Origin of the sequence: Paraburkholderia dilworthii (genome assembly GCF_000472525.1) — a bacterium.
In the GTDB taxonomy this organism is placed as follows: Bacteria; Pseudomonadota; Gammaproteobacteria; order Burkholderiales; family Burkholderiaceae; genus Paraburkholderia; species Paraburkholderia dilworthii.
Window position 1 is genome coordinate 70,414 of the sequence record NZ_KI421431.1, and the last position, 14,464, is coordinate 84,877.

The window sequence follows — 14,464 nt, forward strand, 5'->3', positions numbered from 1 at the left end:
ATTAAGACGCGACGCGATGACAGGACGCGATGACGCGTCATGACAACCCGAGGGCCGGCGGCAACCCGAGGGCTACCCACTGCCGATGCGCGAAGCAATCAGGCGATAGAAGCCTCAGCCGGCGTCAGGCGCTCGCGGTTTTTGACGAGCGCTTCCCTGACGATATCCGACATCGCGATGCCGCCCGCGTCGGGCGCGTCGAGCGACGCAAGCAATGCACGCCGCATGCGCGGCTCCCAGAAGCGGCGGATATGATCGGCGACGCCGGTAACAGCTTCCTCGCGATCCGGCATCGAATCGAAAAAGTCGCCGATGCGGTTCGCCATGTCGATCAGATTCTGCGTGTCCATGTGTCGCCTCACTTGCCCGCGGTCGAGTTGGCCAGCTCGCGCTGCTTCAGCAGTTCGAGTTGCTCCGCGTTGAAGCGCGAGTACTCCTTCTGCCATTGCGAGGGCTGTTCGACCGGCATCACCTGCACCGCGGTCACCTTATATTCCGGACAGTTGGTCGCCCAGTCCGAGCTATCGGTGGTGATTACGTTCGCGCCCGATTCGGGGAAGTGGAACGTCGTATAAACGACACCCGGCTGCATCCGCTCCGTGACCTTCGCACGCAGCACGGTCTGTCCCGCGCGCGATTCGATGCCGACCCAGTCGTCCGTCTTGATGCCGCGTTCTTCCGCGTCGTGCGGATGCAGTTCGAGACGGTCCTCGTCGTGCCAGCGCGAGTTCTCCGTGCGGCGCGTTTGCGCGCCGACGTTGTACTGCGACAGGATGCGCCCGGTGGTGAGCAGCAGCGGAAATTTGCGCGTGACTTTTTCCGGCGACGCGATGAACTTCGTAATTACGAACTTGCCCTTGCCGCGCACGAACGTGTCGATGTGCATGGTCGGCGTGCCGTTTGGCGCCTCTTCGTTGCAAGGCCACTGGATGCTGCCGAGCTCGTCGATCTTCTTGTACGACACACCGTGGAAGGTCGGCGTGAGACGCGCGATTTCATCCATGATCTCGGACGGATGGGCGTAGTCCATTTCATAGCCGAGTGCGCGCGAGAGCAGCAGCGTGACTTCCCAGTCGGCGTAACCCGGCACCGGCGGCATGACCTTGCGCACGCGCGAGATGCGCCGCTCCGCGTTCGTGAAGGTGCCGTCCTTTTCGAGGAACGTGGAGCCCGGCAGCAGCACGTGCGCGTACTTCGCGGTCTCGTTCAGGAAAATGTCCTGTACGACGATACATTCCATCGACGACAAAGCAGCGGCCACATGGTGCGTGTTCGGGTCCGACTGCACGATGTCCTCGCCCTGGCAATACAGGCCCATGAAGCTGCCGTCGAGTGCGGCGTCGAACATGTTGGGAATGCGCAGGCCCGGCTCGGTTTGCAGTGTGACGTTCCACGCGTCCTCGAACTGCGAGCGCACGGTGGTGTCGCTAATGTGCCGGTAGCCCGGCAACTCGTGCGGGAACGAGCCCATGTCGCACGAGCCCTGCACGTTGTTCTGGCCGCGCAACGGATTGACGCCGACGCCTTCACGGCCGATGTTGCCGGTGGCCATCGCGAGGTTCGCAATGCCCATCACCATCGTCGAGCCTTGCGCGTGTTCGGTGACGCCGAGGCCATAGTAGATCGCGGCATTGCCGCCCGTCGCATAGATGCGCGCGGCTTCGCGCACGTCTTTCGCCGGCACGCCGGTCATGGCTTCAGTGGCTTCCGGCGCATTCTCCGGCAGCGCGACGAAATCGCGCCATTGCTCGAACGCGCGTCCCTCGCAGCGCTCGGCGATGAACGCTTCGTTCAGCAGCCCTTCGGTCACGATCACATGAGCAAGCGCGTTGACGATCGCCACGTTCGTGCCCGGGCGCAATTGCAGATGATGCGACGCCTTCACGTGCGGCGTATCGACGATGTCGATGCGGCGCGGATCGACGACGATCAGCTTCGCACCTTCGCGCACGCGGCGCTTCAGGCGCGAGCCGAATACCGGATGGCCGTCGGTCGGATTGGCGCCGATCACCATGATCACGTCGGCTTTATCGACGGACGCGAACGTCTGCGTGCCAGCCGATTCGCCGATGGTGGTCTTCAGGCCGTAGCCGGTCGGCGAATGGCAGACGCGCGCGCAAGTGTCGACGTTGTTGTTGCCGAACGCGGCGCGCACGAGCTTCTGCACGAGATACGTTTCTTCGTTCGTGCAACGCGACGACGTAATGCCGCCGATCGAATCGCGCCCATGCTTCGCCTGAATGCGGCGGAATTCCGAGGCGGCGTAATTGATCGCTTCTTCCCAGCTTACTTCGCGCCACGGATCGGTGATCTTCGCGCGGATCATCGGCTTGGTGATGCGATCCTTGTGCGTGGCGTAGCCCCATGCGAAGCGGCCCTTCACGCATGCGTGGCCTTCGTTGGCCTGACCGTTCTTGAACGGCACCATGCGCACGACCTCGTTGCCCTTCATCTCAGCCTTGAACGAGCAGCCGACGCCACAATACGCACAGGTGGTGACGACCGAATGTTCCGCCTGACCGAGCATGACCACGGTCTTTTCCTGGAGCGTGGCGGTCGGGCACGCGGAGACGCACGCGCCGCACGACACGCACTCAGATTCCATGAACGGCTGGTTTTCGCTGGCCGCCACGCGCGATTCGAAACCGCGCCCCGCGATGGTCAGCGCGAACGTACCCTGGGTTTCTTCGCATGCGCGCACGCAGCGATTGCACACGATGCATTTCGCCGGATCGTACGTGAAGTACGGATTCGATTCGTCCTTCTTGTCTTGCAGGTGATTGGCGCCGTCGAAACCGTAGCGCACTTCGCGCAGTCCGGTGACGCCCGCCATGTCCTGCAACTCGCAGTCGCCGTTCGCGGGACAGGTCAGGCAATCGAGCGGGTGATCGGAGATGTACAGCTCCATCACGTTGCGGCGCAGCGATTGCAAACGATCGCTTTGCGTGCGCACCTTCATGCCGGCTTCGACCGGCGTCGTGCACGAGGCCGGATAACCGCGCTTGCCTTCGATCTCGACGAGACACAGGCGGCATGAGCCGAACGGTTCGAGCGAATCGGTTGCGCAGAGCTTCGGCACGTTCACGCCTGCTTCAATCGCGGCGCGCATCACCGAAGTGCCGGCCGGCACGGTGATGGCCTGGCCGTCGATTTCCAGCGTCACGTCGACATCGGCGTGGCGCTCTGGCGTGCCGTAATCGGTGTCGTCGAAGTACGAACGGGGCGCGCGCGATTGCGCTTGCGCTTGCGATTTGCACGCGCAGTTGCCGGAGCCGCAGCCGCCGGCAGGAGTATTGAGCATGTCTGACATGGTTGGGCTCCTCGTTCAGGCCGCGGCTTTCGGTGCGTCGGCGGAAGCGTCGGCGAGGCCGAAGTCTTCAGGGAAATGGTCGAGTGCGGACAGCACGGGGTACGGCGTCATGCCGCCCATCGCGCACAGTGAACCGGACACCATCGTGTCGCAAAGATCGCGCAGCAACTGCACTTGCCGCGTGGAGGTATCGCCGTTGCGAATTCTGGCGATCACTTCGACGCCGCGCGTCGAGCCGATGCGGCACGGTGTGCACTTGCCGCACGATTCGATCGCGCAGAAGTGCATCGCATATTGCGCTAGCTCGGCCAGATTCGACGTGTCGTCGTGCACGACGAGACCGCCGTGACCGACCACCGCGCCGACCGCCGCATACGCTTCATAGTCCATCGGGATGTCCCACTGGCTTTCCGGCAGATAGGTGCCAAGCGGACCACCCACTTGCACTGCGCGCGCCGGCCGGCCGCTTGCGGTGCCGCCGCCGTAGTCGTAAATCAGTTCACGCAGAGTCACGCCGAACGCAAGCTCGACGAGACCGCCTTGCTTGACGTTGCCTGCCAACTGGAACGGCAGGGTGCCGCGCGAACGGCCCATGCCGAAGTCTTTATAGAACGCCGCACCGCGCGCGAAGATGATCGGCACGGTGGCGAGCGTGATGACGTTGTTGATCACCGTCGGCTGGCCGTAGAGACCGACCAGTGCCGGGACCGGCGGCTTCGCACGGACGATGCCACGCTTGCCTTCGAGCGATTCGAGCAGCGCGGTTTCCTCACCGCACACATACGAGCCGGCGCCCTTTGCGACGAACAGCTCGAAGCGATGCGCCGAGCCGAGCACGCTGTCGCCGAGCCAGCCGGCGGCGCGCGCCTTCGCGATTGCCGCTTCGAGCGTCGCGATGGAATGCGGATACTCGCTGCGCACGTAGATGTAGCCGGCCGTCGCGCCGGTCACGACGCCCGCGATGATCATCCCTTCGATCAGCACGTACGGGTCGCTTTCCATCACGAGGCGATCGGAGAATGTGCCCGAGTCGCCTTCGTCTGCATTGCAGACGATGTATTTTTGCGCGGCCTTCGCGGCGCGCACCGTGCGCCATTTGATGCCGGCGGGGAACGCGGCGCCGCCGCGTCCGCGCAGGCCCGATTCGATCAGCGCTTCGCAGGCGGCGTCGCCGTCGGTTTGCAAAGCCTGGCGCAGACCTTCGAGGCCGCCGTGCGCGACGTAGTCGTCAGTGGAAAGCGGATCGGTGATGCCGATGCGCGCGAACGTCAGGCGCTGCTGCTTCTTCAGATACGGAATCTCGTCGACCACGCCAACGCGCCGAGCATGCTCGCCACCTTCGATGAAGCCCGCGTCGAACAGGGCGGCGACATCGCTTACCTCAACGTTCGCGTAGCCGACGCGGCCTTCGGCCGTTTGCACTTCGACGAGCGGTTCAAGCCAGAGCAAGCCGCGCGAACCGTTGCGGACGAGCTCGATTGCGATGCCGCGGCGTGCCGCTTCCGCTTTGATCGCGTCGGTCAGCGCATCCGCGCCTAGCGCAAGCGCCGATGAATCGCGAGGAACATAGATGCGGGTCATGCCGTCACCTCCACGCATTTGTTGGCGGCCGCGAAAATCGCGTCGAATTTTTGCGGCGTGACCTTGGCGTGCAGCGTGCCGTTCACCATCATCGCCGGCGACAGCGCGCATTGACCGAGGCAATAGACCGACTCCAGTTCCACCGCGTCGCCGGGTTCATGCGCGGCGTCGAAGCGGCAACCCGTGTGCGACTCGATGTGCTGTGCAAGCGCCTCGGTGCCCATGCTGCGACAGGCTTCCGCGCGGCACAGTTGCACTGTGACGGGCGCGGCCGGCTGCGTGCGGAAATGATGGTAGTAGGTGATGACGCCGTGCACTTCCGCACGCGACAGGTTCATCACGCGAGCCAGCGGCGCGACAGCAGCGGGCGGCACGTAGCCAAGTTCGTCCTGAATCGCGTGCAGAACCGCTAGCAGCGACATGCCGGGCTGCGCGTGACGCTCTACGAGTTGATCCGGCGCGAAGGCGATGAGATCGTCCAAGTGGGGGCTCCTCCAAAGTCATATATGCACTTGTTATTCATAATGTGTGCACTTATGCTTCGTTTATTCGATATGGGATAGCCGAACGATAGGCGGGCGAAACGGCCGATGCAATAGGAAAGACTTGTACATATATGATCAGAATCGAGTGCCATGCGCAACTGGTGTTGAAGGGTCCGGACGGCCGGGAGGCAAGCCTGTCGGACGTCGTGCCGTTGCTCGCTCTTGTGAACGAGTCGGGCAGCATTGCGCAGGCGGCAACGCTTAAGGGTTTGTCCTACCGTCATGCATGGGGTTTGTTGCGTGGAATCGAGGAGCGCCTGGGCGGTCCGCTGATTGCGAAGGAGCGCGGCCGCGGTTCGGTGCTCTCGGAACTCGGGCAGGCGGTGCTGCGCGCACAGCGTTTATGTGGCGAGCGGCTCGACGGCAACATGCAGGCGCTCGCAAGCGAGGTGGCGAGCGACCTGAACCGCTGGCTCGCGCCGCCCGTCGATCAGGTGCGCATTCACGCATCGCATGGTTATGCGGTGGCGGCGCTCGTGACCGCGCTGGTCGCGAAGGAGTTGCCGGTCGACATCAAATACCGTGACGGTGCGGACGCCGTGAGTGCGCTTGCGCGGGGTGAGTGCGAGCTAGCCGGCTTTCATTTGCCGCTCGGCGAGTTTCGCGAGGCCTGCGCCGATACATACCGGCGCTGGCTCGATCCGCAACGCCATGTGCTTGTGCATCTGACGCGGCGCAAGCAGGGGCTTTTTCTCGGCAAGGGCAATCCGAAGAGCATCGGCGGCTTGAGCGATCTCGCGCGCGACGACATCCGCTTCGTCAATCGCCAGCATGGCTCCGGCACCCGCATGCTGCTGGACTTGGCGCTTACGAAGCTCGGCATCGACCCCGACTGCGTGAACGGCTATGCGTCGGCCGAGTTGACGCATTCGGCGATTGCGGCGTTCGTCGCGAGCGGTATGGCGGACGTGGGCTTCGGCGTGGAACCCGCGGCGCATCATTTCGGGCTCGACTTCATTCCGGTCGTCGACGAAGACTATTACTTCGCGTGCGACCGCGCGCGGCTCGAGCGTGCGCCGCTGTCGGCGGTGATCGAATTGCTGCGCGGCAGCGCGTTTCACGAGAGCGTCGATCAATTGCAAGGTTATGATCCAGGCGAGTGCGGCAAGCTCGTGGACCTCGAGTCAGGGTTGAGCCGAACGGGCGCGTAAGCAGCTGTAAACGTAGTGCGGCCTGCGCCGCTGCGTATGGCGTTCGTTTCGGATACTCTCTAAGCTTCCGCTTTTGCCCAACCGCGCGCCAGGCCGCGCCCGAATCGATATGAAAGTTCTTCTACATGCATGTGCCGCTGCAGCGTCGGCAGGCTTGCTCCTCGTGACCGCCCCGGTCGCTTTCGCGCAGAATTCGCCGGGCGTGCCGGGCGGTATTCTCCAGGAGCAGTTTCGTCTTGCCGAACATCCGCAGATGCCGTTCGCCGCGTCCGCGCCGTCGGACAAGTATCAGTCCGGCAAAAAATCGGCCATGCGCAAACGCGGTGACCTGGGCGATCCGAATGGCTGCAACCTGCAATGTCCGAAGGACCAGTAGGCTGCTGCCTCGTAAGTTTTTGATTGAGACGCCGGCGCTTCGCCGGCGTTTTTTTTGCTGGTCTGCCTGTTGCGCGCCGTTCAGGGCTTTGCCGCGTGCCACACGTCCTTGAAGCCGTCTCCTTTCGTGTCTCCCGCCTGCTTGTCCGCCGAGTAGCGATAGAGCGGATGACCTTTGTACGCCCATTGCTGCTTGCCGTCCGCCGACGGGATCAGTGTCCAGTCGCCGGACGGTTTATCTGAGGGGCTCGCGACGGCAGCCGGCCAATAGCTCGTGCAACCGCCCGTGCAGGCGCTTGTGCCCGGTGTCGTGTCCTTGTCGAAGGTGTAGAGAGTCATGCCGTCCGCCGTAACGAAGCGGCCGTCGACGACTTTCGGCGGTTCGGCAAACGCAGTCTGTTGCACTACGAGCAGGGCGAGGCAGAAGAGGGTCTTGCGCATGATGTTGGCTCCTGTTTTTCGTGTGAATCGACGTGCGACGCACATGCGTGCACGCGTCAGGCATCAACGAACGAGCCGGCGGGTTTATTCCATCTTGTTACTCGCACGATGTTTTCGTGTTTGCGCTTACTTGCGGCCGAGCGGATCGAGGCCGGTCCGGGCGATGTCGTCTGCTGCTTGCGGCGACGCGATGTACTGCAGCAATTGCCGCGCTTCCGGTTGATGCTGCGAAGTGGCCGGAATGCCAGCGGCGTAACGAGTCACCGATTGCAGTGACTCGGGAATCTTGCCGACAAATTCAATGCCCGGAATGGCAGCAACTCGCTCACCTGTTGAAAGCCCAGTTGATAGTCGCCTTTGGCCACGACTGAGCCGACCGGGGTCTTCTCGATCATCGCGGTTTTCGGCTTCATTTGCGGCTCGATGCCCATGCGCTTGAACAACTCGTTCTGGATGTACACACCGCTTGCGCTGTCGGAGTACGCGACCGATTTCGCGCGCAGCAGCGTCGTTCTGAACGATTCGACGCTGCTTATGTCCGGCTTCGGCTGCCCCGCGCGCACGGCCATGCCGATGCGCGAATCCGCAAGTTCGACCCGTGAGTCCGGTAGAACCTTGCCTTCGGCGATCAGCTTGTCGAGTGCATAGCCGACCATGATGACGACGTCGGCGGGTTCATTGCGACTGAGCCGGTTAGGGATGGATTCCGGCGAGACCCCCATCGATGGACCGTATGCGATCGCGAGCTTGTTGCCCGACTGCGCTTCGTACTTCGGCGCAAGCAGCTTGTACGCGGCGGTGAAGCCGCCGGAGTTCATCACATGCAGATGCCTGCGCAGCGGTTGCCGCTAGCGCGCAGACGGACACGAGGGCGGTGGCAGTGAACCGGGCGGAGGAGGATCGGGTCATTGGCTATTTGCGGCGACGCGGTTGACGGGGTGCGGTCATGTTGAAATAGTTGCCGCGGTTTGTGAACCACGTAGATACCCCGTTCTGGGGAGAGGCGCGAAGCATGCAGCGAGCGGCAATAAAAAACCCGCATGCAGCAAGGCCGCTTGCGGGTTTTAGCGAGGCTACAGCGTGCAGCTTCGGATGGTATGTGGTGGAGGCGGCGGGAATCGAACCCGCGTCCAGAAGCACTCTACGACCAGTTCTACATGTTTAGTTCTGTCTTTTAATTTAACCGTAGTGACGCGGACGAACACGCTGCACTACGGCGATTCACTAGGTTTTCGACCCGGACGTCGTGACTCCGTCTAGGCTTAACTGACGTATATGACCTCTGTCGGTATTGCTACCGGTCTTGCGACACTAGCCCGTCAGTGAACTAGGCAGAGGACGGCGGCCCTTAGGCTGCCAGTGCGAACGTATCGTCGTTTGCAGTTACGTTTTTCCCATTGATTAACGAGGTGACGGGTCCTCGACATGCCCTAGCCGCTTCGCAACCCCTGTCGAAACCAGGTCGCCCCCACGGTTCGTTGCTCGGAACGTCGAGCCAGCGTAGATTTTACAATAGATTGACGGCCGTGTCTCAGCCGCTTCCAGTTTCCTGGCCCAGATGAGCCGCCCGTTACGGCGCGCTATCTTTCTGACAGAATTAACCGATGTCGCGCAGCAGCTTCTGCAGTTGCGCCGGCGATTCGACCACGTGCTGCGCATGCCATTGCGTGGGGGGAATATCGTCGCCGCAATAGCCGTACGCCGCAGCCACCGTTTTCATGCCAGCAGCGAATCCCGCTTGTACGTCGCGCAAATCGTCGCCCACATAAACGATGCGTTCCGGCGTCACGTCGAGTTCGCGCGCCGCGTGCAGCAAGGGCGCCGGGTGCGGCTTCGAATGAGGAGTCGTATCGCCGCTGACCACGCAGCCCGCCCGGTCTTCGAGGCCTAGCTGCGCGACCAGCGGTTCGGTGAGCCGCGCGACCTTGTTCGTGACGATGCCCCAGCGCACGCCGCGCGCGTCGAGCTCATCCAGCAATTCGGGGATGCCGGGAAACAGCGTGGTCTCGATGCAAAGATCAGCTTCGTAGTTGGCGAGGAACTCCTCGCGCATCGACGCGAATTGGTGGTCGTCCGGACCGATGCCGAACGCTCCGCAGATCAGTCCCCGCGCGCCAGCCGACGCGAGCGGCCGCAGTTTTTCGAGCGGGACCATGTCCAGTCCCCGATCGTGACGCATCTTGTTGACCGCGGCGGCAAGGTCGGGCGCCGTGTCGGCCAGCGTGCCGTCCAAGTCGAACAGCACGGCTTGGCAAAGACCGAGTGCATCTTCTCTGTCTTCGCGTTGGGGCAGGGGCGTAGGATCGCTCATTGATTCATTTTGTCGGCGTTCGGGCGGTTCAGGCGTCGCGGCGGCACGCGAGCATGTAATTCACACTCGTGTCGGCGGAAAGCGCGAAATGCTTGCTGAGCGGGTTATAGACAATACCCTTGATGTCCGCCGTGCGTAGGCCGGCGGCCCGTACGAAGCCCGCAAGTTCCGACGGACGGATGAAACGCGCGTAGTCGTGCGTGCCCTTGGGCAGCATCCGCGCAATGTATTCCGCGCCGATCACAGCGAACAGGTACGACTTCACATTGCGGTTGAGCGTGGAAAAGAACACCCAGCCGCCAGGCTTGACCAAGGTCTTGCACGCCTCGACGATCGCCGCGGGCTGCGGTACGTGTTCCAGCATTTCCATGCAGGTAACGACGTCGTATGCGCCCGGTTCACGAGCGGCAAGGGCCTCGGCGGCGATTTCTTCGTAATTAACGGTTACACCGCTTTCAAGGCTGTGAAGATCGGCGACGCCGAGCGCTTCGCTCGACAGGTCGATGCCCTTGACGTGCGCACCCAGGCCTGCCATTGACTCAGACAGAATGCCGCCGCCGCAGCCGATATCCAGCACCTGCTTGCTGGCTAGATGTGCGTGGGCGTCTATCCAGTTCAGGCGGACGGGATTGAGTTCGTGCAGCGGTTTGAACTCGGCGTTCGGGTCCCACCAACGATGCGCAAGGTCGCTGAATTTCTGCAGTTCGTGGGGATCGGCGTTGGTCATTGCGAAGCTGCCTCGATGAGAGCGGTGAGCGGGCGCTCGAGGATAAACCCGGAGTATATAGGCGAGCGGCCGGACCGGCAAAATGCCGCCTGCTCCCGCAAGCGGTTTGACGGCGCTCGCGTGGCTGCGACCGGCATGCGGCTGGTCCGCGCATAAAAAAGCCCCGCCGAAGCGGGGCTTTGATACCGCGGTAGTTCTGTAGCTTACTGCTTCGAAGTACCGACAACTTCGACTTCCACGCGACGATCCGGTGCGAGGCAGGCGATGAGTTGCTTGCGGTTCTTCTGGTTGCAGCCGGTCGTGACCGGGTTCCGCTTGCCCTTGCCTTCCGTGTAGATACGGTTGGATTCGATGCCCTTGCTGACGAGGTATGCCTTCACAGCTTGAGCGCGACGCAGCGACAGACGGTCGTTGTACTTGTCCGAACCGATGCGGTCCGTGTAACCCGTTGCCACGACGACTTCGAGGTTCAAGCCTTGGATCTTCGATGCCAGATCGTCCAGCTTTTCCTTGCCAGCCGGCTTCAGGATAGCCTTGTCGAAGTCGAACAGTGCGTCAGCCTGGTACGTGATCTTCTGGCTGGTGATAGCCGGTGCCGGTGCGACCGGTGCCGGCGGCGTCGGAGCCTGGGCGACCAGTGCGCCGTCGCACTTGGCGTTGGCCGTTGCCGGCGTCCAGAATGCATCGCGCCAGCAAAGCTCGTTCGTGCCGTTCATCCACACGTATTCGCCAGTACCATTCACCCAGTTGTCATTGGTAGCTTGTCGCGACGCCGGCACCGACTGTGCCATTGCGGATGCAGCCATAACTGCGGTAGCTGCAATGAACGCGAGCTTTGAAAGTTTATTCATATTTCTCCTCTCGAATTTGAGATTACCGCAGGTTTACTGCGAGCCTGTTGACGAAGACAAGTCATACATTGCTCGAAGTATAACATTGGTGCTGAACAAAAAACGTTGTGTGTAGACTTCGAGCAGTGTCTGACTCTTTGTGCGTTGGCATTTTGCCATATCGTTCCCTTCCGACGATAAAAAAATCCGCCCCCGATCAAATCGCCTTCTAATTGTGGTGCATGCGCAACAGAAGCGATCGCCCGGAGCGTCCCGCCAGTCATGGCTGAGCGGCGGATTGCCCCACGCATGAATCGAGCCTGGCGAGCCCGCGTCTGGGGCATTCACGGGGCGCTGCGGCGCCGCTCTCAAGTCACCGCTAATAGGTATACGCAGCCCGGTCGGGCCGGTTTCGCGGCATGTTAGAATCGCGTGATGCGTTGCGTCTGCAATGCTTACGCGAAGGCGCCGTTTTCCGGCCGTCTTCGCACGTAAAAGATACGGATAATGGATCAATTCGCCAAAGAGACTTTGCCAATCTCCCTAGAGGAGGAAATGCGCCGTTCGTATCTCGATTACGCGATGAGCGTGATCGTAGGGCGTGCGCTTCCCGATGTCCGCGATGGCCTGAAGCCGGTGCACCGGCGCGTGCTGTACGCGATGCACGAGTTGAACAACGACTGGAACCGCGCATACAAGAAGTCGGCGCGTATCGTCGGCGACGTCATCGGTAAGTACCACCCGCACGGCGACACGGCTGTTTACGACACCATCGTCCGCATGGCGCAGGATTTCTCGCTGCGCTACATGCTGGTGGACGGCCAGGGCAATTTCGGTTCGGTCGACGGCGACAATGCCGCGGCCATGCGATACACCGAAATCCGCATGGCGAAGATCGGCCATGAACTGCTTGCCGACATCGACAAGGAAACCGTCGACTTCACGCCGAACTACGACGGCAGCGAAAACGAGCCGGCTATCCTGCCGGCGCGCATTCCCAACCTGTTGATCAATGGCTCGTCCGGTATCGCGGTCGGCATGGCGACGAACATCCCGCCGCACAACCTGAACGAGGTTGTCGACGCGTGCCAGCACCTGCTCAAGAACCCGGAAGCCACGATCGACGAGTTGATCGAAATCGTTCCGGCGCCGGATTTCCCGACGGCCGGCATCATCTACGGCGTGGCCGGCGTGCGCGATGGTTATCGCACCGGCCGCGGCCGCGTGGTGATGCGCGCGCTCACGCACTTCGAGGAAATCGACCGCGGCCAGCGCATGTCGATCATCGTCGACGAATTGCCCTATCAGGTGAACAAGCGCTCGCTTCTCGAGCGTATTGCTGAACTGGTCAACGAGAAGAAGCTCGAAGGCATTTCCGACATTCGCGACGAGTCCGACAAGAGCGGCATGCGTGTCGTGATCGAGCTGAAGCGCGGCGAAGTGCCGGAAGTCGTCCTCAACAATCTGTATAAGGCGACCCAGCTTCAGGACACCTTCGGCATGAACATGGTCGCGCTGGTCGACGGCCAGCCGAAGCTGTTGAACCTGAAGGAGATGCTGTCGTGCTTCCTGTCGCATCGCCGGGAAGTGCTGACGCGGCGCACTGTATACGAACTGCGCAAGGCCCGCGAACGCGGGCATGTGCTCGAAGGTCTGGCGGTTGCGCTCGCCAACATCGACGAGTTCATCGCCATCATCAAAGCAGCGCCGACTCCGCCGATCGCCAAGCAGGAATTGATGGCGCGTCCGTGGGATTCGTCGCTCGTGCGCGAAATGTTGTCGCGCGCCGAGACGGAAAACGCGTCGGCGGGTGGTCGCGAAGCCTATCGTCCTGACGGATTGAACCCGTCCTTCGGTATGCAGTCCGACGGGCTCTACCGCTTGTCCGACACCCAGGCTCAGGAAATTCTGCAGATGCGTCTGCAACGCCTGACTGGCCTCGAGCAAGACAAGATCATTGGCGAGTATCGCGACGTCATGGCGCAGATCGCCGACCTGCTGGACATTCTGGCTCGCCCGGAGCGCATCACGGCGATCATCGTCGACGAACTCACGTCGATCAAGTCGGAGTTCGGCGACGCGCGCCGCTCGAAGATCGAGCTGAACGCCACCGAACTGAACACCGAAGACCTGATCACTCCGCAAGAGATGGTGGTGACCATGTCGCACGCGGGCTACGTGAAATCGCAGCCGTTGTCCGAATATCGCGCCCAGAAGCGCGGCGGTCGCGGCAAACAGGCGACTTCCATGAAGGAAGACGACTGGATCGATACGCTCTTCATTGCGAACACGCACGACCATATTCTGTGCTTCTCCAACCGCGGCCGCGTGTATTGGGTCAAGGTCTACGAAGTGCCGCAGGGCTCGCGGAACTCGCGCGGCCGTCCGATCGTCAACATGTTCCCACTGCTGGACGGAGAGAAGATCACGGTTGTGCTGCCGGTCAAGGAATTTTCCGCAGACAAGTTCGTGTTCATGGCAACCGCATTAGGAACGGTAAAGAAGACGCCGCTCGAAGCCTTCAGCCGGCCTTTGCGCAAGGGTATTATTGCAGTCGGCCTGGATGACGGCGATTACCTGATCGGCGCCGCCATCACAGACGGTCAGCACGACGTGATGCTGTTCTCGGATTCGGGCAAGGCGGTTCGCTTCGACGAGAATGACGTGCGTCCGATGGGCCGTGAGGCGCGCGGCGTGCGCGGCATGCAGCTCGAAGACGGCCAGAACGTGATCGCGTTGCTGGTGGCGGGCGACGAGCAGCAGTCAGTGCTCACCGCCACCGAAAACGGCTTCGGCAAACGCACGCCGATTACCGAGTACACGCGTCACGGCCGCGGCACGAAGGGCATGATCGCGATCCAGACGTCGGAGCGTAACGGCAAGGTCGTCGCCGCCACGCTCGTCGATCCGGAAGCGCAGATCATGCTGATCACCAATACGGGTGTTCTGATTCGCACGCGCGTGTCGGAAATTCGAGAAATGGGCCGTGCAACTCAAGGTGTTACACTCATCAGCCTTGACGAAGGGACCAAGCTTTCAGGTCTGCAACAGGTTGCCGAGGCGGAAGCGGACGGCGATGTGGAAGGTGACGCCGAAGGCCCTGCTGACAGTAGCAACGGCGGCGAAGACGGTGGTGCGGCCTGACCCGCATTGCGGCTTCCACGTTCGGTAACCGGTTGAAAGCCGCGCAGAA

Annotated in this window: 11 protein-coding genes, 1 other RNA gene and 1 pseudogene; 3 read left to right on the forward strand and 10 right to left on the reverse strand. The window is 61.9% G+C overall.

From position 1 onward, the window contains the following. Positions 1-98 precede the first annotated feature (98 nt). From F759_RS0135985 to F759_RS0136000, 4 genes are read right to left on the reverse strand one after another with little or no spacing between them, the layout of a single operon-like run. Positions 99-350 carry a formate dehydrogenase subunit delta gene (locus tag F759_RS0135985; RefSeq protein WP_027803988.1) on the reverse strand — a complete coding sequence of 84 codons (252 nt, stop codon included), beginning with the start codon at positions 348-350 and terminating at the stop codon, positions 99-101. Positions 351-358: 8 nt separating this feature from the next. Continuing rightward, a complete protein-coding gene (gene fdhF / locus F759_RS0135990; protein ID WP_027803989.1) occupies positions 359-3,310 on the reverse strand; it encodes a formate dehydrogenase subunit alpha in 2,952 nt (983 codons plus the stop codon). 15 nt (positions 3,311-3,325) lie between these two features. Beyond that, entirely contained in the window at positions 3,326-4,891 is a 1,566-nt protein-coding gene (locus F759_RS0135995; RefSeq protein ID WP_027803990.1) for a formate dehydrogenase beta subunit, read from the reverse strand. After that, positions 4,888-5,373, reverse strand: coding sequence for an NAD(P)H-dependent oxidoreductase subunit E (locus F759_RS0136000; RefSeq protein ID WP_027803991.1), 486 nt, complete (start codon positions 5,371-5,373; stop codon positions 4,888-4,890). The genes F759_RS0135995 and F759_RS0136000 overlap by 4 nt, the downstream gene beginning before the upstream one ends. 134 nt (positions 5,374-5,507) lie before the next feature. On the opposite strand from F759_RS0136000, the gene F759_RS0136005 reads away from it, so the two are divergent. Both F759_RS0136005 and F759_RS0136010 read left to right on the forward strand, forming a co-directional pair. Beyond that, on the forward strand, positions 5,508-6,587 hold the full coding sequence (locus F759_RS0136005) for a substrate-binding domain-containing protein (protein WP_027803992.1): 1,080 nt from the start codon (positions 5,508-5,510) through the stop codon (positions 6,585-6,587). 109 nt (positions 6,588-6,696) lie between these two features. Beyond that, complete coding sequence (locus F759_RS0136010) at positions 6,697-6,963, forward strand: hypothetical protein (RefSeq protein WP_027803993.1); 267 nt, start codon at positions 6,697-6,699, stop codon at positions 6,961-6,963. An 80-nt stretch (positions 6,964-7,043) separates the two neighbouring features. On the opposite strand, the gene F759_RS0136015 is transcribed toward F759_RS0136010, so the two are convergent. The 6 genes and pseudogenes from F759_RS0136015 to ompA all read right to left on the reverse strand — a co-directional run bounded on the left by F759_RS0136015 (position 7,044) and on the right by ompA (position 11,292). Next, positions 7,044-7,403 (reverse strand): COG4315 family predicted lipoprotein, encoded by a 360-nt coding sequence (locus F759_RS0136015; protein ID WP_027803994.1) that lies wholly within the window; start codon positions 7,401-7,403, stop codon positions 7,044-7,046. A gap of 126 nt (positions 7,404-7,529) precedes the next feature. Beyond that, positions 7,530-8,312, reverse strand: a pseudogene (locus F759_RS39985) (substrate-binding domain-containing protein). Between the two features lie 191 nt (positions 8,313-8,503). After that, positions 8,504-8,873, reverse strand: a transfer-messenger RNA (tmRNA) gene (ssrA, locus tag F759_RS40500). A 127-nt stretch (positions 8,874-9,000) separates the two neighbouring features. After that, positions 9,001-9,714, reverse strand: coding sequence for a phosphoglycolate phosphatase (gph, locus tag F759_RS0136025; RefSeq protein ID WP_027803995.1), 714 nt, complete (start codon positions 9,712-9,714; stop codon positions 9,001-9,003). Positions 9,715-9,742: 28 nt separating this feature from the next. Further along, positions 9,743-10,441 carry a bifunctional 2-polyprenyl-6-hydroxyphenol methylase/3-demethylubiquinol 3-O-methyltransferase UbiG gene (gene ubiG, locus F759_RS0136030; protein ID WP_027803996.1) on the reverse strand — a complete coding sequence of 233 codons (699 nt, stop codon included), beginning with the start codon at positions 10,439-10,441 and terminating at the stop codon, positions 9,743-9,745. 203 nt (positions 10,442-10,644) lie between these two features. Continuing rightward, on the reverse strand, positions 10,645-11,292 hold the full coding sequence (gene ompA / locus F759_RS0136035) for an outer membrane protein OmpA (RefSeq protein ID WP_013340148.1): 648 nt from the start codon (positions 11,290-11,292) through the stop codon (positions 10,645-10,647). A gap of 486 nt (positions 11,293-11,778) precedes the next feature. Between ompA and gyrA the strand changes: the two genes are divergently transcribed. Beyond that, positions 11,779-14,415: a DNA gyrase subunit A gene (gyrA, locus tag F759_RS0136040; protein WP_084534471.1), complete on the forward strand. Its 2,637-nt coding sequence runs from the start codon at positions 11,779-11,781 to the stop codon at positions 14,413-14,415. Positions 14,416-14,464 lie beyond the last annotated feature (49 nt).